General features: G+C 70.7%; 17 protein-coding genes and 1 tRNA gene. 5 read left to right on the plus strand and 13 right to left on the minus strand.

Annotated elements, in window-relative coordinates; genetic code table 11:
* Both G6023_RS07170 and glmS read right to left on the minus strand, forming a co-directional pair.
* The coding region (locus G6023_RS07170) for an NAD(P)H-hydrate epimerase (protein ID WP_277817510.1) at positions 1-965 on the minus strand (965 nt) is incomplete at its 3' end.
* Between the two features lie 19 nt (positions 966-984).
* Positions 985-2841 carry a glutamine--fructose-6-phosphate transaminase (isomerizing) gene (gene glmS / locus G6023_RS07175; RefSeq protein WP_182634717.1) on the minus strand — a complete coding sequence of 619 codons (1857 nt, stop codon included), beginning with the start codon at positions 2839-2841 and terminating at the stop codon, positions 985-987.
* A 73-nt stretch (positions 2842-2914) separates the two neighbouring features.
* On the opposite strand from glmS, the gene G6023_RS07180 reads away from it, so the two are divergent.
* The gene (locus G6023_RS07180; RefSeq protein WP_347570740.1) at positions 2915-3787 is read left to right on the plus strand and encodes a dienelactone hydrolase family protein; all 873 of its coding nucleotides are present in this window, start codon (positions 2915-2917) and stop codon (positions 3785-3787) included.
* A 72-nt stretch (positions 3788-3859) separates the two neighbouring features.
* On the opposite strand, the gene glmM is transcribed toward G6023_RS07180, so the two are convergent.
* The 3 genes from glmM to rplM form a co-directional block, all read right to left on the minus strand.
* On the minus strand, positions 3860-5218 hold the full coding sequence (glmM, locus tag G6023_RS07185; RefSeq protein ID WP_067712629.1) for a phosphoglucosamine mutase: 1359 nt from the start codon (positions 5216-5218) through the stop codon (positions 3860-3862).
* A gap of 157 nt (positions 5219-5375) precedes the next feature.
* Positions 5376-5918: a 30S ribosomal protein S9 gene (rpsI, locus tag G6023_RS16150; protein WP_069389715.1), complete on the minus strand. Its 543-nt coding sequence runs from the start codon at positions 5916-5918 to the stop codon at positions 5376-5378.
* Entirely contained in the window at positions 5915-6358 is a 444-nt protein-coding gene (rplM, locus tag G6023_RS07195) for a 50S ribosomal protein L13 (RefSeq protein WP_007627425.1), read from the minus strand. The genes rpsI and rplM overlap by 4 nt, the downstream gene beginning before the upstream one ends.
* Before the next feature lie 208 nt (positions 6359-6566).
* Between rplM and G6023_RS07200 the strand changes: the two genes are divergently transcribed.
* Positions 6567-6642, plus strand: a tRNA-Arg gene (locus tag G6023_RS07200).
* Between the two features lie 37 nt (positions 6643-6679).
* On the opposite strand, the gene G6023_RS07205 is transcribed toward G6023_RS07200, so the two are convergent.
* The 5 genes from G6023_RS07205 to G6023_RS07225 form a co-directional block, all read right to left on the minus strand.
* Positions 6680-7240, minus strand: coding sequence for a hypothetical protein (locus tag G6023_RS07205; protein ID WP_067712632.1), 561 nt, complete (start codon positions 7238-7240; stop codon positions 6680-6682).
* A gap of 135 nt (positions 7241-7375) precedes the next feature.
* Entirely contained in the window at positions 7376-8995 is a 1620-nt protein-coding gene (locus tag G6023_RS07210) for a monocarboxylic acid transporter (protein WP_069389713.1), read from the minus strand.
* Positions 8995-9285, minus strand: a complete 291-nt coding sequence (locus G6023_RS07215) for a DUF485 domain-containing protein (protein WP_067712641.1) — start codon at positions 9283-9285, stop codon at positions 8995-8997. Before G6023_RS07215 ends, G6023_RS07210 begins: the two co-directional genes overlap by 1 nt.
* Before the next feature lie 266 nt (positions 9286-9551).
* Positions 9552-11135, minus strand: coding sequence for a substrate-binding domain-containing protein (locus tag G6023_RS07220; RefSeq protein WP_347570741.1), 1584 nt, complete (start codon positions 11133-11135; stop codon positions 9552-9554).
* A 217-nt stretch (positions 11136-11352) separates the two neighbouring features.
* The gene (locus G6023_RS07225; protein ID WP_182634723.1) at positions 11353-12099 is read right to left on the minus strand and encodes an enoyl-CoA hydratase; all 747 of its coding nucleotides are present in this window, start codon (positions 12097-12099) and stop codon (positions 11353-11355) included.
* Between the two features lie 95 nt (positions 12100-12194).
* On the opposite strand from G6023_RS07225, the gene G6023_RS07230 reads away from it, so the two are divergent.
* The gene (locus G6023_RS07230; protein ID WP_182634725.1) at positions 12195-13721 is read left to right on the plus strand and encodes a carboxyl transferase domain-containing protein; all 1527 of its coding nucleotides are present in this window, start codon (positions 12195-12197) and stop codon (positions 13719-13721) included.
* 62 nt (positions 13722-13783) lie between these two features.
* The gene (locus G6023_RS07235) at positions 13784-15700 is read left to right on the plus strand and encodes a propionyl-CoA synthetase (protein ID WP_132063556.1); all 1917 of its coding nucleotides are present in this window, start codon (positions 13784-13786) and stop codon (positions 15698-15700) included.
* A 256-nt stretch (positions 15701-15956) separates the two neighbouring features.
* Here the strand turns inward: G6023_RS07235 and G6023_RS07240 are convergent, their stop codons facing one another.
* The 3 genes from G6023_RS07240 to pdxH form a co-directional block, all read right to left on the minus strand.
* Positions 15957-16313, minus strand: a complete 357-nt coding sequence (locus G6023_RS07240) for an FKBP-type peptidyl-prolyl cis-trans isomerase (RefSeq protein WP_067712656.1) — start codon at positions 16311-16313, stop codon at positions 15957-15959.
* Between the two features lie 31 nt (positions 16314-16344).
* The gene (locus G6023_RS07245; RefSeq protein WP_096905937.1) at positions 16345-17634 is read right to left on the minus strand and encodes a citrate synthase; all 1290 of its coding nucleotides are present in this window, start codon (positions 17632-17634) and stop codon (positions 16345-16347) included.
* Positions 17635-17782: 148 nt separating this feature from the next.
* Positions 17783-18448 carry a pyridoxamine 5'-phosphate oxidase gene (gene pdxH, locus G6023_RS07250; RefSeq protein WP_082923705.1) on the minus strand — a complete coding sequence of 222 codons (666 nt, stop codon included), beginning with the start codon at positions 18446-18448 and terminating at the stop codon, positions 17783-17785.
* A gap of 84 nt (positions 18449-18532) precedes the next feature.
* Here pdxH and serC point away from each other — a divergent pair, with 84 nt between their 5' ends.
* Positions 18533-19657, plus strand: a complete 1125-nt coding sequence (serC, locus tag G6023_RS07255; protein ID WP_182634727.1) for a phosphoserine transaminase — start codon at positions 18533-18535, stop codon at positions 19655-19657.
* Positions 19658-19668: the final 11 nt, after the last annotated feature.

The raw sequence follows: 19668 nt of genomic DNA on the forward strand, positions 1-19668 counted from the left end.
GCGGTGCCGGCCTCGGCCACCGTCGGGTGGCACACCACCTCCGGTCGGGCCGCGAGCACCGCCCCCGCGGCGGATCCGACGTACCTCACCATCCCCGACGTCGCCGCCACGGCGGCGGACGCACACAGCACCGCTGCCCCCGGATACCGGTCGGATCCAGCGCGCACGGCCACGACGCCCTGGGTGTACTTGTCGTCGGCCGGGCCGGGCACCGGCCACGTGCGCCCCACCTCGGCGCGGGAGTGGGCGACGACAGTGTTCGGACCGGCGCTCAGATAGTCCGGCACGCGCTCCTGCATCTGCAGACGACGCGCCTGCACGGGATCCGTGGGATCGATGAGGCCGATATCCACCACCTCGACGCGGCCGCACACCGGCGAAGCCAGCAAGTGGGCCCGCCGCAGCAGCCCGAACGTCACGGTGAGGGTGGCGGGAACGTGGGCGTCGTGGACGGTGCCGGTGTCGGCGTCGACCCCGCTGGGCAGATCCACTGCCACCCACGGAACCCCGGCCGCGGCCAGGCCGTTGACGATCCGGTCGGCCGGCTGGCGCAGCGGTCCGCGTCCGCCCAGGCCCACCACGCCGTCGACGGCGACATCCGGGACCGGAAGACGAGAGCCCACCGACTCCGTGTCGTGGATCCGCCCGCCGACACGGCGCAGGGCGACCAGGCCGCGAGCGTGTGCGCGGTCCGGGTCGAGCATCACGGCGTCGACGCGACAGCCACGGGCCCGGAGCATCGCGCCGGCGTAGAGCGCGTCGCCCCCGTTGTCGCCGGTACCGACCAGCAACTGCACCGTCCGGCCATAGAGGCCCCCGGTGCGCTCCCTCAGTAGGACGGCGGTGTGGTGGGCCACCCCGGCCGCGGCACGGCGCATCACCGCATCCGGGTCCCCGGAGGCTGCTGCGGCGATGAGCGGGCGCTCGGCATCCCTGATCTGCCCGACCGGGTGAGCGCGCCTCATTGCCGTGGCCCCCGCCGTCCTACTCGACCGTGACGGACTTGGCGAGGTTCCGCGGCTTGTCCACGTCGTACCCCCGCGCGGCCGCGACCTCGGCCGCGAACGCCTGGTACGGGATGGTGGCCAGCAGCGGCTGCAGGAGAGTGGTCGACGCCGGGATCGGGATGAAGTAGTCCGACAGCGGCCGGACGACGTCGTCACCCTCCTCGGCGATCACGATGGTCCGCGCGCCGCGGGCCCTGATCTCCTGGATGTTGCTCACCAGCTTCGAGTGCAGCACCCCGCGGCCCTCGACCGGCGGCATCACGATGAAGACCGGCAGGCCCTCCTCGATGAGCGCGATGGGCCCGTGCTTGAGTTCGCCCGCCGGGAAGCCCTCGGCGTGCATGTACGCGAGCTCCTTGAGCTTGAGCGCGCCCTCGAGGGCCGTCGGGTAGCCGACGTGGCGCCCCAGGAACAGCACCGACTTGGCGCCGGCGAGCTCCCGGGCGATCCCGCGGACCGGGTCGAGGGAGTCCACGACCTTCTGGATCTCGTGCGGCATCTGCTCGAGTTGACGGAACTCGGCGGCGACCTCGTCCGGGTACTTGGTGCCGCGGGCCTGCGCGAGCGCGAGGCCCACGAGGTAGTTGGCGGTGATCTGCGCCAGGTACGCCTTCGTCGACGCCACACCGATCTCGGGACCGGCGTGCGTGTACAGGACGGCGTCGGCCTCGCGCGGGATCTGCGAGCCGTTGGTGTTGCACACGGCCAGGACGCGCGCCTTCTGGGACTTGGCGTGGCGGACCGCCTCGAGGGTGTCCGCGGTCTCGCCGGACTGGGAGATGGCCACCACCAGCGTGGAACGGTCCAGGACCGGGTCGCGATAACGGAACTCCGAGGCGATCTCGACCTCGCATGGCAGTCGCGTCCAGTGCTCGATCGCGTACTTGGCGACCATGCCGGAGTGATAGGCGCTGCCGCAGGCGACGATGAACACCTTGTCGATGTCCCTCAGGTCCTGGTCGGTCATCCGCTGCTCGTCCAACACGATGCGGCCGTTCTGGAAATGGCCCAGCAGCGTGTCGGCGACCGCCTGCGGCTGCTCGGCGATCTCCTTGAGCATGAAGTAGTCGTAACCGCCCTTCTCGGCGGCGGCGAGATCCCAGTCGATGTGGAAGGGGCGCCCCTCGCTGGGCTCACCGGCGAAGTCGGTGATCTCGTAGGAGTCGGCCCGCAACACCACGACGTTGTCCTGGCCGAGCTCGACCGCCTCGCGGGTGTGCTCGATGAACGCCGCGACGTCGGAACCGAGAAACATCTCGCCTTCGCCGACGCCCAGCACCAGCGGGGTCGAGCGGCGCGCGGCCACCAGGACGTCCGGGTGGGCCGCGTGACTGAAGACGAGGGTGAACGCGCCCTCGAGGCGGCGGAGCACGGTGCGGCACGCGGCGACGAAGTCGTCGCCGCTGCGGCCCGACTCCATCTCGCACCGCACCAGGTGGGCGGCCACCTCCGAGTCGGTGTCGGACTCCAGATCGACCCCGGCGGCCTCGAGCTCCGCGCGCAGCGGGGCGAAGTTCTCGATGATGCCGTTGTGCACGATCGCGACGTCGCCCGAGACGTGCGGGTGGGCGTTCCGGTCGCTCGGGCGACCGTGGGTGGCCCAGCGGGTGTGGCCGATGCCGGTGGTACCCGGGAACCCGCCCCCGCCCGCCGCCGTGAGCTCCGCCTCGAGGTTGGCGAGCTTGCCCTCCTTCTTCTCGACCCGGGAGGTGCCCGCGCCGTCGAGGACGGCGACACCAGCCGAGTCGTAGCCGCGGTACTCCATCCGCCGCAGGGCCTCGACGACGACAGGGAGGGCGGGCCTGTGCCCGACATATCCGACGATTCCGCACATGGCCGCTAAGTGTAGCCACGCAGTCCGGGGACCCTCGCCCCTTCGTCGCCCCCGAGGCGATACTGTGGCCATCGTGGCCAAGAAGACGAAGGAACTGCTCGCCCGGGTGTCCCGACGCGGCCCCTACGGTGTCGACAGGGGCGACCTCGGTTTCACCGGGACGCCGGGGGTCGTGTTCGTCCCCCGCGGCGCTCCGTCGCCGGCCCCGCTCGTGGGTTGGGCCCACGACTGGACCAGGGGGCCCGAGCACTACGTCGACACCCTCAAGCATCTCGCGTCGTGGGGGTTCGTGGTGGTGGCGCCCGCCTCGGACCGCGGCCTGAGGCCGAACCACCAGCACTACGCGGATCACCTGTCCGCCGCGCTGGAGGACGTCCTCCAGGCCACCCTGGGCCGTGGGGCCGTCCGGGCCGATCCACACCGGATCGCCGTGGCCGGGCACGGTCTCGGCGGCGGGGTCGCCGCGCTGCTGGCCTCCCAGCGCACCGACATCGACGGGGTGGTCATGGTCTTCCCCACCGAGACCGTGCCCTCGGCCGCCGATCGGGCGATGACCGTCGACGCCCCCGCCCTGCTGCTCTCGGGTGCGGGCGGGGTCCACTCCGAGGACGCCCGCGATCTGCAGCGCCTGTGGCGCGGCGACCTGGTACACCGACGCCTGGAGAAGGCGGTCGAGACGGGTCTGGTCGAGCGCAACCCGCTTCTCGAGCGGGTCGGGTTGGCGGACCCCGACCTCCGCACCCATCGGGCCGTGCGCCCGCTGCTGGCGGGGTACCTGCTGGCCACCCTGACCGATGACGACACCTATGCCGCGTTCGCCGATCCGGAGGCGGAGTTCAAGGGCACCGTCACGGTCACCCACGAGATGCTCGACGAGGAGGCCGACGACCTGCTCGCCAGCGCCCCGCCGATGCTCAAGCTGGTCAAGTCCTTCACGGGCGGCTGATCGCCTCCGGTGCCCGGTCGCCGGTGCCCGGTCGCCGGGGCCCGGCGCCGGAGAGCGCACGGGCCCGGACGGTCACACGGCGGCGACCACGCCCGCCAGGCGCTCGGCGACCTCGCCGGCCAGGTTCGCGTCCTCCGCCTCGACCATCACGCGGACGAGCTGCTCGGTGCCGGAGGGACGCAGAAGCACGCGGCCTGTGGAGCCGAGCCTGCGCTCCTCCCCCACCACGGCGTCACAGACCGCCCCGGATGCCACGACTGCGGCCTTGTCCTCGACCGGCACGTTGACGAGGACCTGCGGCAGCACGGTCATGACCCCGGCGAGCTCGGCCAGCGACTTGCCGGTCTCCGCCATGCGGGCCATGAGGCGCAACCCGGTGAGCACGCCGTCACCGGTGGTGGCGTGGGCGGGCAGCACGAGGTGCCCGGATTGTTCGCCGCCGAGGCTGTACCCACCCTCGCGCAGACGCTCGAGGACGTAGCGGTCGCCCACCTTGGTCTCGGTGATCTCGATCCCGGCCTCCCGCATGGCGACCTTGAGCCCCAGGTTGCTCATGATGGTGGCCACCAGCGTGTTGCCGACGAGCTCCCCGGAGTCGCGCATCGCCAGGGCCAGGATCGCCATGATCTGGTCGCCGTCGACAACCTCGCCGGAGGCGTCGATGGCCAGACACCGGTCCGCGTCGCCGTCGTGCGCCAGGCCCAGGTCGGCGCCGTGCGCGCGCACCGCGGCGCGGACGTCGTCGAGGTGGGTGGAACCGCAGTTGTCGTTGATGTTGTAGCCGTCGGGGCTGGCGTGGATCTCGATCACCGTGGCGCCGGCCTCGCGGTAGGCACGCGGGGCCGCCGCGCTGGCGGCGCCGTTGGCGCAGTCGACGACGACGACGAGCCCGTCCAACCGGCCCGGCGTGGCATCGAGCAGGTGCCGGACATAGCCGTCCAGGGCGTCCTCCTGCGTCGCCCGCGAGATACGGCCGATCGCTGAGCCGGTCGGTCCGGTGATGGCACCGTCGGTGAGGGCGGCCTCGACACGGTCCTCCACCTCGTCGGCCAGCTTGTGGCCCCCGGCGGCGAAGAACTTGATGCCGTTGTCCGGCATCGCGTTGTGCGAGGCGGAGATCACGGCACCCAGCTCGGCCTCGTGCTGGGCCGTGAGGTGGGCGACGGCCGGAGTCGGCAACTCGCCCACGAGCAGGACATCGACGCCCTGACTCGCCAGGCCGGCGGCCAGGGCGGCCTCGAGCATCTCCCCGGAGACACGGGGGTCACGGCCGACGACGGCGACGGGCCGGGATTCGGCCCGGCGGGGCGACGGCTCGACCTCGGTCGCCAGGACCGCCGCGGCGGCCGCCCCCAGGCGCACGGCCAGGTCGACGGTGAGGGTCCGGTTGGCGAGTCCGCGGACCCCGTCGGTGCCGAACAGTCGCGTCATATCGTGTGGTCCTCCGGGGGTGGTGGTTCGCCCCGCCGCGGACGGTGGGCGTGAATGGCCGGGTCAGGATAACCCCGACCGACAGTGCAGTGGGCAAATGGACCGGAGCAGGCCCCGCATACGCAGGGGCCTGCTCCGGTGACGCGACCCGGGTGGATCAGCGCTTCGAGTACTGCGGGGCCTTACGGGCCTTCTTGAGGCCGGCCTTCTTGCGCTCGACGGCACGGGCGTCGCGCGTGAGGAAGCCCGCCTTCTTGAGCGCCGGGCGGTCGTCCGGCGAGTACTGGATGAGCGCCCGGGCGATGGCCAGACGCAGCGCGCCGGCCTGACCCGAGGGGCCGCCACCGTGGAGCAGTGCCACGATGTCGAACTGCTCGTCGCGCTCGACGAGGACCAGCGGCGACTTGACGAGCTGCTGGTGCACCTTGTTCGGGAAGTACTCCTCGAGGGTGCGGCCGTTCAGGGTGAACTGGCCGGAACCGGGGAGCAGGCGCACGCGGGCGACGGCTTCCTTGCGACGTCCGACGGCCTGGGCCGGACCGGAGGTGACGGTCGACCCCAGCTGGGCGTCGGCGTCGGCGACGAAGTCGGTGCCACCGGCGTAGTCGGCCTCGCTGTAGTCCTCGGCGACCTCGGCGGCGAGGTCCGCCACCACGTCGTCGGCGACCTCGGCCTCGGGGGTGATGTTCTCGTCGGTCACTGGGCCACCTGCTTGATCTCGAAGGGCACGGGCTGCTGGGCGGCGTGCGGGTGATCGGGACCCGCGTACACCTTGAGCTTGGAGGCGACGGCACGGCCGAGCTTGTTGCTCGGCAGCATGCCCTTGACGGCCTTCTCGACGACGCGGTCGGGACGGGTGTCCATGGCCTTGCCCAGGGTCTGCGACTTCAGGCCGCCCGGGAAACCGGAGTGGCGGTGCTGCACCACGCGGTCACGCTTGTTGGACGAGATCGCGACCTTGTCGGCGTTGATGATGATGACGAAGTCGCCGGTGTCGGCGTTCGGGGCGAACTGCGGCTTGTGCTTGCCACGGAGAATGTTGGCGACCTGGACGGCGAGTCGACCGAGAACCACATCAGTGGCGTCGATGACGTACCAGGCGCGCGTCACGTCCCCGGGCTTGGGGGTGTACGTGGACACAGGCGATACCTCTGTCTGTCTAGTGGGCTGCCGGCCGGGCGGGCGCCCTCCCCCTCGAACGGCGGCCGGTGGTGACCCGCGCGAGGTGGTCCACCGCCCCACCAGGGGACGACATGGACGCCGACGGTCAAGACTACCGGCCGGGACCACTCTCTCCAAGTCGGCGATCACGATCCCCTGCCCATCGGTTAGACTCTCCCCGATTCCCGCCCTCGTAGCTCAGTGGATAGAGCACGGCTCTCCTAAAGCCGGTGTCGGAGGTTCGATTCCTCTCGGGGGCACCACCCACAGCGGCCGGCCGTCACGGCCGCCGCAGGCGCGTCATCGCCGGAGAGTGGCGGAGAATGCGCTGGTCAGCGCCAGGATCGGCAACCCGATGAACAGGTGGACGATCGCGGCGGCCAGGCCGTCGAGGAACGGCACCGTGACCAGCAGCGGCAGCGCCACGGCGGCGACGATGAGCAGCCCGACGGTCCAGGAGTAGAACTGCTGGGGGTTGGCCGTGCCGACGAGCAGCAGGTACCAGAGCAGCCCGGCGAGGAGCGCGGCGACGGCCCCGTAGACCGCGTACATCGTGGGCGTGTTCCCGCCGTTGGCCCACTGGTGGCCGAAACGCGCGAACACCGCTTCCACGATCCATGCGATCAGCCATCCGGCGATGGCCGCCACAAGGGCGGTCGCGACCACGCTGCCGGCGAACTTGCCCACATCGAGGGCGGGGCCACGGCGCTTCGCCGCGGGCGCGGCGGCGTATCCCCCGTCGGCTCCGTAGCCGTCGTCATAGGCGGGGTCGTAGGCCTGGTCGTCGCCCATCCGCGAGTAGGCACGCGAGTCGGGCTGCTGCCCCATGCGTCGGGTCTGGTCGTCCTGTCCGGGATACATCTCTACCGCCTCCGAATCGGTGTGGTGCCCACTGAGGGTAGTCCCTTCCGGCCCACGACGAGGTCCGCCCGGTCGTCCGAGGACGACCGGGCGGACCCGGCGGGGGCCCGTGGTGGTGGGCCCGCCGAGGAGACGTCAGTGAGCGATGGTCTTCTCCACACCGACACCGGTGAGGGAACGGACCTCCATCTCCACCCGCTTCTCCGGGAACTCGTCCTTCTTCCCGATGAACGTGCCGACGATGCCCAGCAGGAACGCCAGCGGGATCGACACGATGCCCGGGTTCGAGAGCGGGAACAGGGAGAAGTCGACGCCCGTGATCATCGACTTCTCGCCACCGGAGACCGCCGGCGAGAGCGCGATCAGCACCAGGGTGCTGATGAGCCCGCCGTACATCGAGAACAGGGCGCCGGTGGTGTTGAACCGCTTCCAAAACAGCGAGTACAGGATCGTCGGCAGGTTCGCCGACGCGGCGATCGCGAAGGCCAGGGCGACGAGGAAGGCGATGTTCTGCCCCATGGCGCCGATACCCATGACGATCGACAGGAGCCCGATCACGACGACCGTGATCCGCGAGACCCGGAGCTGCGACTTCTCGGTGGCCTTTCCGTGCTTGATGACGCCGTTGTAGATGTCGTGGGCAAACGATGCGGACGCCGTGATCGCCAGCCCCGCCACCACCGCCAGGATCGTCGCGAAGGCGACCGCGGAGATGATGCCGAGGAAGATCTCACCGCCGAGGGCGAACGCGAGCAGTGGTGCCGCCGAGTTCACGCCACCGGGCGCGGCCTCGATGACCTCCGGTCCGACCATCGCCGCGGCACCGAAGCCGAGCACGAGGGTGAACAGGTAGAACCCGCCGATGAGGGCGATGGCCCAGGTGACGGACCGGCGGGCCTCCTTGGCGGTGGGGACCGTGTAGAAGCGCATGAGCACGTGGGGCAGGCCGGCGGTACCGAAGACGAGCGCGATCGACAGCGAGACGAAGTCCAGCTTGCTGGTCTCGGTGGCGCCGTACTGCAGACCGGGCTGCAGCAGATCCTTGCCCGAGTTCGCGACGGCTTCACCCAGGAGCGCGGAGAAGTTGCCGCGGGCGGCCACGAGAACCATGAGGCACATGATGAGGACGCCACTGACCAGCAGGACGGCCTTGACCATCTGGACGTAGGTCGTGCCCTTCATGCCGCCGACCAGCACGTAGACGATCATCAGCAGCCCCACGGCCGCGACGACGATCGCCTGCCCCGTGGAGTCGTTGATGTTCAGCAGGAGGGCGACGAGGCCACCCGCGCCCGCCATCTGGGCGATGAGATAGAACAGGCACACCGCGAGGGTGGCCAGGGCCGCCGCCATCCGGACGGGCCGCTGGTTGAGGCGGAAGCTGAGCACGTCGGCCATGGTGAACCGGCCGGTGTTGCGCATCAGCTCGGCGACGAGCATCAGGGCGACGAGCCAGGCGACGAGGAATCCGATCGAGTAGAGGAAGCCGTCGTAGCCGTTGATCGCGATGGCGCCGGCGATGCCGAGGAAGGATGCCGCCGACAGGTAGTCACCGGCGATCGCGAACCCGTTCTGCGGACCGGTGAAGCTCGACCCACCGGTGTAGAAGTCCTTCGTCGACTTCGTGGACTTGGATGCCCTCAGGACGAGCGTCATCGTGATGACGATGAAGATCCCGAACACGACCATGTTGAGCAGCGTGCTGCCTACCTGCTCACCCGGCGTGAGTTCATTGATGTTGAGTAGCCAATCCATCAGACAGCCTCACCTTCCAGCTCGAGGCGGATGGATTCCGCACGGGGGTCGATCACGCGGTTGGCGAACCGGATGTAGAGGAACGTGATGAGGAAGGTGGTCACGAACTGCCCCAGCCCGATAATCAGCCCCCAGGTGATGTTTCCGAAGACCTTCGTGGCCATGAAATCCGTGGCGTAGACGGCGAGGATGACATAGAGGAAGTACCAGATGAGGAAGGCGACGGTCATGGGGAAGACGAACGCCCGGAACTTGCTGCGCAACTCCTGGAAGGCGGGGCTGGACTGCATCGCCGTGAACTCCGCCGTTCCTGGGGTTCGCCGCGATGCGCCCCCCGTCGGCGGATCAGTTGGTTGGGACACGGAGGTCCTCCGTTTCGGGTTCTCATCAGCGCACCCCTGTAGTGATGCGCCTCACAGATAGTGACGGAGGAAGTGTGACACGTAACACAAGTTCTCGGCGGAGACTCTCAGGCAACGCGGTCGATTCCCTGGAAACCGGAGGATGCCGCACCCCCATCCTAGGGGGCAGCTACCTCTATCCGGGGTTAAGGGAGTCAGGCGCCGGGCGCCGCTCCGCGACGGCCCACCGCGTCGGCGAACACCCGCACGATCTCGTCGGGCGTCCGCGCGACGTGGCTGCTGCCGCCGGTCACCCGGGAGATCTCCGCCAGGGTGCCCGGCGCGGCGTCGTCGAGCAGACTGATCGTCACGACGATCACCGGGCGCGACGGGGTGACCATGTCGCGTAGTCGGGCGAGGAACTCCCCTTCGTCGAGGTCCGAGGTGGCGTCGTCGGCCCCGTCGGAGATCACGATGATCGAATTGACCATGTTGGGGTCGTAGCCGGAGCGCACCTGGGCGTAGGCGTCGAGTACGGACCGGTAGAGGTCGGTTCCGCCGCCCACCAGACCGGGCAGGGCCGCCAGCGCGCCGCCGAGGGCCTCCCGGTGCGAACCGTCGGCGCCGGCCTCGTCGAGTCGTCGGAGTGGCGCGACCTCCGCGTAGGGCCTGCCATCCCGGCCGGCGGCCCCGCCGAACGCCCACAGCCCGAGAGCCGCGTCGTCGGGGAACTGCCCGAGGCCGGCGCCCGCCGTGGCGACCAGTGCCTCGATCCGGGTCCGGTCCGTACCCGGTATCCCGAATCCCATCGATCCCGAGGTGTCCACCAGGACGAGGGACCGCCCGGGCATCGCCAACACCCGCCACCGTCGGAGGACGCCGTGGAGGCGGTCGGGGTCGCGGACGACGAGCATCTCGATCTCGCCCACCCCTGCACCGTCCGCGAGGGGCGCGCGGTCCGCTTTCCGGAAACCATCCGCCGAGAGGCCGTCGCGGTGGGCGGGCGAGGCCGTGGCGTCGCGGAGTGCTTCGGCGGCACCGGCGACCTCGGCTCGCCGGGTCGGGTCCTGGGTGGTCACCGCCAGCGGGTACCCGAGGAACACCGCCCCGGTGGCGGGAGCGGCGATCTGGAGTCCCGCGTGCGGGGCCTCACGCCGGGCGAGCACCGCCTCACGCTCCGTCACGATCGTCGCGCCGCCCCCGGAGACCACCCTGTCCAGCATCTCGCGCGATGTCGGGGGAACCTCCATGCGGCTCATCTGCCCCTGCGCCAGGATCGCCATGGACGCGCCCAGTGCGTCCGCGGTCGACCGCATGATCTCCACCTCGGACGCGGCGGCGAGGATCGGCGCGTCCGCGATCCCGGACCGGACGGGATCGCCCATCATCAGTCCCGGGGTCGCCAGGGCGGAGGTCCACGTCGACATGTCGACCGGGGTGTCGCGGGACGCGATGACCACCGGGGTGGACGCGAGCGAGTTCACCACCGTGTCGAAGGGGATCTGCACGTCCCGCGACAGTTGCGCGAGCCGCACCGCCGAGTCCGGGACCCAGATGTCGGGGAGCGCCTCACGGGAGGCGACACGCCCGGCGAGGTCAGCCGACGAGACAGGGGCGACCTCGAAGGAATAGCACCCGTCGGCATCCTCGGCCAGGGCATCCACGTGGTCGGCGATCTCGGGCTCGGCGGCGACACTGATCCGGAGGTCGTCTCCACAGAATCCACCGACACCGGCCCGGGAGAGCCCGGCGAGCACCAGTACCGCGACGAGCACGACCGCGAGGAGCGCGGCTCCCACGAGGACGACCCTGCGGGCCGTCGGATTCCCACTCTGCGGCGACGCACTGTGCCTGGCCATCGCTGGCGTTCCCCCTGGATGTCATTTACCCGGGGCCGTGCCAGACGCCCACGTCAGGCGGATCCGGGTCGGGCGCTGGAATCGTACCCGGGCCGGGGTCCACGTGGGGCCGACACGTGGGAGCCGCCGCGGCGCGCCCCACCGCTGGTGTGGCGCGTCAGCGTCCGCGGAAGACGGGGGGCCTCTTCTCGGCGCGCGCGGCCCGGGCCTCGGCCATGTCCTCACTGCCCCAGGCCCGGAGCTGGAGCTCGGTGTGCTCGTCCCGCGGGAGCAGCCGGGCGTCGTCGTCGTTGATGACGGTCTTGATGTGCCGCAGGCTCAGCGGCGCCGAGCGGGCGAGCTCCGCCGCGAGCTCCATCGCCGAATCCATGTCACCGATCTCGTTCGCCAGGCCGATCCGGGCCGCCTCCTCCGCGCCGACGGGGCGCGCGGTCATGAGGACCGAGCGGGCGTGCCCGCCGCCGACGACGTTGGCGAGCCGCTTGATCGTCCAGTTGTCGAGCGCCAGCCCCACCTTGACGACCGGGACGGCGAAGACCGCGCCCGGTGCCACCACCCGGAGATCCGCGGCCAGCGCGAGCTGCACACCGGCGCCCACGGCCGGTCCGTTGACGGCTGCGATGACCGGCACGGGAGCCGATTCGACGGCCCGGAGCATCCCGGCGTGGCAGTCGTAGAAGTTCGAGTTGTACACCCCGCCGGACAGGTCGGCCCCGGCGCAGAACGCGGTTCCCGCGCCCGTGATGACGATCGCCCGGACCGGATCCTCGGCCTCGGCCTCAACCCCGGCGGCCTCGACGGCCTCCCGCAGCGCGGTACACACCTCGGCGTCCAGGGCGTTGCGGGTCTCGTGACGGTCGATGGTGACGACGACGACTGCGCCGTCCCTGCGGGTGACGATCATGGCGACGGGGCCTCCTCTGCGGGACGGGGGGTGCGGCGGCGCACCCCTGCGCCGAGGATACCGGCTGGTAGTCGCCCCCACCGTACGATGCGGTCATGGCGCGAACGGGAGCACTGCAGATCCTCGACCTGGTCCTCGATGACGGTTCGTTCCGACCGTGGGACAGCGCTCCGGTACGCCCGCCCCACGTGGACTCGGTGCCCGGGTACGAGGACTCCCTGCGGCGGGCGGCGGAGAAATCGGGAGTGGACGAGTCCGTCATCACCGGCGAAGGAACCCTGCTGGGTCGACGCGTGGTGCTCATCGCATGCGAGTTCGATTTCCTCGCCGGCTCCATCGGGATCGCCGCCGCCGAGAGGATCGTCTCGGCGATCGAACGGGCGACCGCCGAGGGGCTGCCCATCCTCGCCTCCCCCACCTCCGGTGGGACCCGGATGCAGGAGGGCACGATCGCATTCCTGCAGATGGTCAAGATCTCGGCCGCGGTGGCGGGACACAAGACCGCTGGCCTGCCCTACCTCGTCTATCTGCGGCACCCCACCACCGGCGGCGTGTTCGCGTCCTGGGGCTCACTGGGGCACGTGTCCGTCGCGGAACCCGGAGCACTCATCGGGTTCCTCGGACCCCGCGTGTACGAGGCCCTCTACGACGCCCCCTTCCCCGACGGCGTCCAGGTCTCGGAGAACCTCGCACGCCGCGGGATGATCGACGGTGTCCTCCCTCCCGAGGGCCTGCGGGACCTCACCGCGCGGGCGTTGCGGGTGCTGTGCCAGGACCCGCCCTCCGACGACGAGCCGGCCCCACCGCCCGGCCCCGTACCCGAGCCGGAGCCCGACGACGGCACCCCACCCGACGCCTGGGACGCCATCACCCGGTCCCGCCGGCACGACCGCCCGGGCGCCCGCGCCTTCCTCGACCGGGTCGCACCCACCCGCGTCCCGCTGTCGGGGACGGGGCAGGGAGAGGACAGTGGGTCCCTCCTGCTCTCCCTGGCGCGCTTCCGGGGCCAGTCCGCGGTCGTCCTGGCCCAGGACCGCGATGCGGAGAACGAGACGAGCCCGCTCGGTCCGTCCGCGTTGCGGTCGGCCCGCCGTGGGATGCGGATCGCGGCGGAGATGGGCGTTCCGCTGGTGTTGCTCATCGATACCCGGGGGGCCGCGCTGTCCCGGGAGGCGGAAGAGGGCGGCCTCGCGGGCGAGATCGCCCGGAGCCTCGCGGACCTGGTCACGCTGTCCAGCCCGACCGTCTCGGTGATACTCGGCCAGGGCACCGGCGGGGCCGCCCTCGCGCTGCTCCCGGCCGACCGGGTCCTGTGTGCACGGCACGGGTGGCTCGCACCGCTCCCGCCCGAGGGCGCCAGCGCCATCCTCCACCACGAGACCTCCCGGGCGCCGGAGGTCGCCCGATCGCAGGGGATCACCTCCGCCGACCTGCTGGGAGCCGGGATCGTGGACGTGGTGGTCCCGGAGAGGCCCGACGCCGCCGACGAACCGGAATCCTTCTGCGACCGGATGGCCGATGCCGTCGCCGCGGCCCTCCTCGAGGTCCGCAGGCGCCCCCCTGAGCGGAGGTATGCCGAGCGGATGATGAGGTATCGGGAGCTCGGCCTGCCACTAGAGTGAGTCCTGTCACAGCCCGTCGGCCCGGCCGGCGGGCACGCTCCCACCTGTGAGGGGAACTCCCGATGACGGACTCCACCGCCTCGTCCTATGCCGCCGCCCACCGGCTCTCGATCAGCGATCCCGACGCGTTCTGGCTCGACGTCGCGGCGGATATCGACTGGACCACGCCTCCGACCACGGCGGTCGACCGCTCTCGCCCGCCGTTCTACCGCTGGTTCCCGGACGGGGAGCTGAACACCTCCTACAACTGCGTGGACCGCCACGTCGAGGCGGGCCGGGGGGACCAGGCCGCGTTCATCTACGACTCCGCCGTGACCGGGGTGAAGGAGACCATCACCTACGCCCAGCTGCTGGACCGGGTCGAGGAGTTCGCCGGAGCGCTGGCCGCCGAGGGCGTCGGGCGGGGCGACAGGGTCGTCATCTACATGCCCATGGTTCCCCGCGCGGCCGTCGCGATGCTCGCGTGTGCCCGGCTCGGTGCGGTGCACTCCGTCGTCTTCGGGGGCTTCGCCGCCCCGGAGTTGGCGATTCGTATCGACGACGCGCGCCCGAAGGTCATCGTCACCTCCCACGGCGGGATCGAGCCGACCCGCAAGGTGCCGTACTTCCCCATGGTGACCAAGGCTCTCGAACTCACCCGGCACACCCCCGGCGCCGTGATCGTGGCCCCGCGTCACGAGCAGTTCCCCGACGAGGCCTTCCCGGAGACGCCGGGCACCACCTGGAGCTACTGGGATGACGCCGTCGCCGCGTCCGAGCGGGCGGCCCCGGTGCCCGTCAAGGCCACCGACCCCCTGTACATCCTCTACACCTCCGGTACCACGGGCCTGCCCAAGGGCGTCGTGCGGGACAACGGTGGCCATGCGGTCGCGCTCGCGTGGTCGATGTGGAACGTCTACGGGGTCCGGCCGGGTGAGGTGTGGTGGACCGCCTCGGACGTGGGCTGGGTGGTCGGCCACTCGTACATCGTCTACGCACCGCTGTTGATCGGTGCGACGTCCATCATCTACGAGGGCAAGCCGGTCGGCACGCCGGATGCCGGTGCCTTCTGGCGGGTCATCTCCGAGCACCGTGCCACCGCGCTCTTCACCGCCCCGACCGCCGTCCGCGCGGTGCGCAGGGAGGATCCGGAGGGCGCCGAGGTCGACAAGTACGACCTGTCCTCCCTGCGCACGCTGTTCTGCGCGGGTGAGCGCCTGGACCCCGACACCTACCAGTGGGCCACCGACAAGCTCGGCACGCCGGTGGTGGACAACTGGTGGCAGACCGAGACAGGGTGGCCGATCGCGTCCAACCTGCGCGGTCTGGAGCCGATGCCGATCAAGGCGGGCTCGCCCACCGTCGCCGTGCCCGGGTACGACCTGCACGTTCTCGACGGCGAGGGCAACCCGCTGCCCGCGGGCGAGGAAGGCAATCTCGCGATCAAGCTGCCCATGGCACCGGGGACGCTGGCGGGGCTGTGGGAGGACGACGAACGGTTCGTCTCCTCGTACATGTCGGTCTTCGACGGGTACTACTCGACCGGGGACGGCGGGTACATCGACTCCGACGGCTACGTCTACGTGATGGGCCGGACCGACGACGTGATCAACGTGGCCGGCCACCGCCTGTCGACCGGGTCGATGGAGGCCGTCATCGCGACCCACCCCGCCGTGGCGGAGGCCGCCGTGATCGGGGTCAGGGACGAGCTGAAGGGCCAGCGGCCCGTCGGGTACGTGGTCCTCAAGTCCGGGCAGGTCCGGGACCCCGAGGAGCTGCGGGCCGAGCTGGTGGCGATGGTGCGTGACGAGATCGGGGCGGTGGCCACGTTCCGGGACTGCACGGTGGTCCAGGGGCTGCCCAAGACCCGGTCGGGCAAGATCCTGCGCAAGACCATGCGGCAGATCGCCGACGGCCAGCAGGACGTGGTGGTGCCCTCGACGATCGAGGACCCGGCCGTGTTGGACGCGCTGGCGCCTTTCCTGCGCCCGAGGAAGTAACCCGGACCTACGCGCCGGTTCTGCACGGCTGCGCGGGGGTGCGCGTCCGCCTGGGACCAGTCCGGGCGCGTAGCCCCCGTCTATGCGGGCAGAACGGGCACACACCCCGGGCTCCCCACGGTGCGCGTCAGCCCGGGCGAGGCGTGCGACGTCCGCCCCGCCATCTCCGCCCTGCCGGCCCCCCTACCGACGCCGATCGCCCCGCCCTCCGTGGGGAGGACGGGGCGATCGGGTCTCCCGGCTACGGGAGGAGGGCTCAGGCGTTGAGCAGGTCGATGACGAACACCAGGGTCTTGCCGCCGAGCGGGTGCAGCGCCGCGGAGGTGCCGTAGGCCTTGTCCGGCGGGATCACCAGCTGGCGGCGACCGCCGACCTTCATCCCCGGGATCCCCTCCTGCCAACCCTGGATCAGGCCGTTGAGCGGGAAGGTGATGGACTCGCCGCGGTCCCAGGAGGAGTCGAACTGCTCACCGGTCTCGTAGTCGACCCCCACGTAGTGGACGGTGACGTTGCCGCCGGCGACCGCCTCGGCACCGTCCCCCACCGTGATGTCCTCGGCGACGAGGTCGGTGGGCGCGGGGCCCGTCGGCATGTCGATCTCGGGCTTGTCCATGGTGTCTCCTCCTGGAGTCAGGTTCCCGGGTTCAGCGCTGGCTGATCGGGGTGAAACTCCGCTCGGCCGGGCCGGTATAGACCTGACGCGGGCGGTTGATCTTGGTGGACGGATCCTCGCGCATCTCGCGCCAGTGCGCGATCCACCCGGGCATACGGCCGAGCGCGAACAGCACGGTGAACATCTCCGTCGGGAAGCCCATCGCGCGGTAGATCAGGCCGGTGTAGAAGTCCACGTTCGGGTAGAGCTTGCGCTCGACGAAGTAGTCGTCGGCGAGCGCCGTCTCCTCGAGCTTGAGCGCGATCTCGAGCAGCGGGTCGTTGCTCTGCGACAGCAGCGCGTGCGCGTGCTTCTTGGCGATCTGCGCGCGCGGATCGTAGCTCTTGTAGACGCGGTGGCCGAAGCCCATCAGCTTGACGCCGTCGACCTTGTTCTTGACCCGGTCCATGTAGTCGGTGGCGTCGCCGCCCTCCGAGTCGATCCGCTCGAGCATCTCCAGCACGGCCTGGTTGGCGCCACCGTGCAGCGGACCGTACAGCGCGTTGATGCCCCCGGTGATCGAGGCGTAGAGCGGGGCCTCGGAGGAACCGACCATGCGGACGGTGGAGGTGGAGCAGTTCTGCTCGTGATCGGCGTGCAGCACGAGGAGCATGTCGAGGGCGTCGGCGACCTCGTCGGTGACCTCGTAGTCCGGGCCGAACGTCATCCGCAGGAAGTTGCGGACGTACCCGAGCGACGGGTCCGGGTCGATGGCGTCCTTGCCGCCCCGGATGCGCTCGATCGCGGCGGCCAGGGTCGGGCCGCGTCCGAGGAGTCGGGCGGTGGCCAGGTCGACGGCCTTCGGGTCGTCGATGTCCAGGTCGTCACCGTGGGTCCCGAAGAGGCTCACGCCGGCCGACAGGACGGGCATCGGGTGGGTGTCCCGGGGGAAGGCCTGCAGCAGCGGCATCATCTGGCCGGGCAGCGTCGTCTCGGCGAGCACCTTCTCGGTGAACTCGGCGAGCTGGGCCTCCGTGGGGTCCTCACCGTAGATGAGCAGGTACGAGACCTCCAGGAAGGACGCGTTGTCGGCGAGCTGGTCGATCGGGTACCCGCGGTGACGGAGGATGCCCTCGTTGCCGTCGATGTAGGTGATCGAGGAGGTGCAGGCGGAGGTGTTGACGAACCCGACGTCCAGGGTCGTCATCCCCGTCTTCGCCAGCAGGGAACCCAGCTGCACCGCGTCGCTTCCGCAGGTCGCTTCCACCACATCGAGTTCGAGCTCACCGCCGGGGTAGGACAGTGTTGCATTGCGGTCCGAACCGTTCGAGCCTGCGGTCACGCGATTCCCTCTCCGACGACTGGTCCCGGCGGCCTGAATCCCGCCACGAATGTGCTGTGCCACACCCTACCGTGAGGGCGGACCACGGTTCGAAGGGAGTTCTCAGACGCTCCCCCCACGGCCCCACAGCCTGTCTGGACGCGGGTGGTCAGGGCTGGAGCCTGCGGGCCGTCCACGTCTCCCCCGCCAGGAGGCACTCGACGCGGTCGTGGAAGCGGTCCGGACCGCCCTGCCAGAACTCGACCCGTTCGGGCACCAGCCGGAACCCGCCCCATCTGTCCGGCATGGGGATCTCGTCGACGCCCGCCAGTCGCCGCTCCGCGGTCGCGTACAGCGACTCCAGCTCCTCGACGGATTCGGCCGGTCGGGACTGCTCCGAAGCCCACGCCGAGACCTGCGACCCCCGGGGCCGCGTGCGCCAGTAGTCGAGGCTGTCCGCCCGGTCGACCGGATGGCACGGACCCTCGATGTGGACCTGACGCTCGGCGACCAACCACGGGAAGGTCACCGACGCGTACCCGGTCTCCGCCAACTGCGTGCCCTTGCGGGACGTCGTCGTCGTGAAGAACGTCACCCCCCGCTCGTCGGCGCCCTTGCACAGCACCGTCCTGGTCGAGGGCCGGCCGTCGGCACCGACGGTGCCGAGCACCATCGCGTTGGGCTCACGGACACCTCGGCGCCCCGCCTCCTCCAACCACGCGGTGAACAGCGGCAGCCACCCGTCGTCCAGGTCGGCGACGTCCAAGCGCGGATGCAGGCCGTACCCGACCCGCATCACGTCGAAATCGGCCGGTTCCAGGGCGGGTTCCTCCATGACCCAGACGGTACTCCGGGCCACGGACGGGCCGGACTACGATGGACCACGTCCCACACCCCGACCGAACGGCACCCCAAGAGCATGAGCGATCAGCTGCCCACCATCCCCGCCGACCTCAAGCCCGCCGACGGCCGCTTCGGCTGCGGCCCGTCCAAGGTCCGTCCCGAGCAGATCGCGGCCGTGTCCGACGCCGCCACCACCGTGATGGGCACCAGTCACCGGCAGGCCCCGGTCAAGGATGTCGTGGGCCGCGTGCGCGACGGCCTGTCCTCGTTGTTCTCCCTGCCCGACGGCTACGAGGTCGTGCTGGGCAACGGCGGCACCACCGCGTTCTGGGACGCCGCCGCCTTCGGACTGGTCCGCGAGAAGTCGCTTCACCTGACCTACGGTGAGTTCTCCTCCAAGTTCGCCAAGGTCACCGGCGGTGCGCCGTTCCTGGCCGACCCGATCGTCATCTCCGCCGAGCCCGGTTCGGCCCCCGAGCCGACCTCGGACCCGTCGGTCGACCTCATCGGCTGGGCCCACAACGAGACCTCGACCGGCGTCATGCTCCCCGTGAGCCGTCCGGCCGGCTCGGACAACGCGCTGGTGGCGATCGACGCCACCTCCGGCGCCGGCGGGCTGCCCGTCGACATCGCCGACACCGACGTCTACTACTTCGCCCCGCAGAAGTCGTTCGCCTCGGACGGTGGCCTGTGGGTGTCGATCATGAGCCCGGCCGCGCTCGCGCGGGTCGACGAGATCGCCGCCACCGACCGCTGGTGCCCGGACTTCCTGTCCCTGCCGACCGCGGTGGACAACTCGCGCAAGAACCAGACGTACAACACCCCGGCCGTGGCCACGCTGATCATGTTCGCCGACCAGATCGAGTGGATGAACTCCCAGGGCGGTCTGGACTGGTGCGTCGCGCGCACCAAGGACTCGTCCTCGCGCCTCTACGACTGGGCCGAGGCCAGCGACTACGCCACCCCGTTCGTCACCGAGGCGGCCCACCGCTCGCAGGTCGTGGGCACCATCGACCTCGACGAGAAGATCGACGCCGCGAAGGTCGCCAAGACGCTGCGCGCCAACGGCATCCTCGACACCGAGCCGTACCGCAAGCTGGGCCGCAACCAGTTGCGCATCGGCATGTTCCCGGCGATCGAGCCGGAGGACGTCACGCAGCTGACCCGCTGCATCGACCACGTGGTCGGCCAGCTCGCCTGATCGGCGTCCTC

Origin of the sequence: Dietzia sp. DQ11-71 (genome assembly GCF_014144995.1) — a bacterium.
Taxonomy (GTDB): Bacteria; Actinomycetota; Actinomycetes; order Mycobacteriales; family Mycobacteriaceae; genus Dietzia; species Dietzia kunjamensis.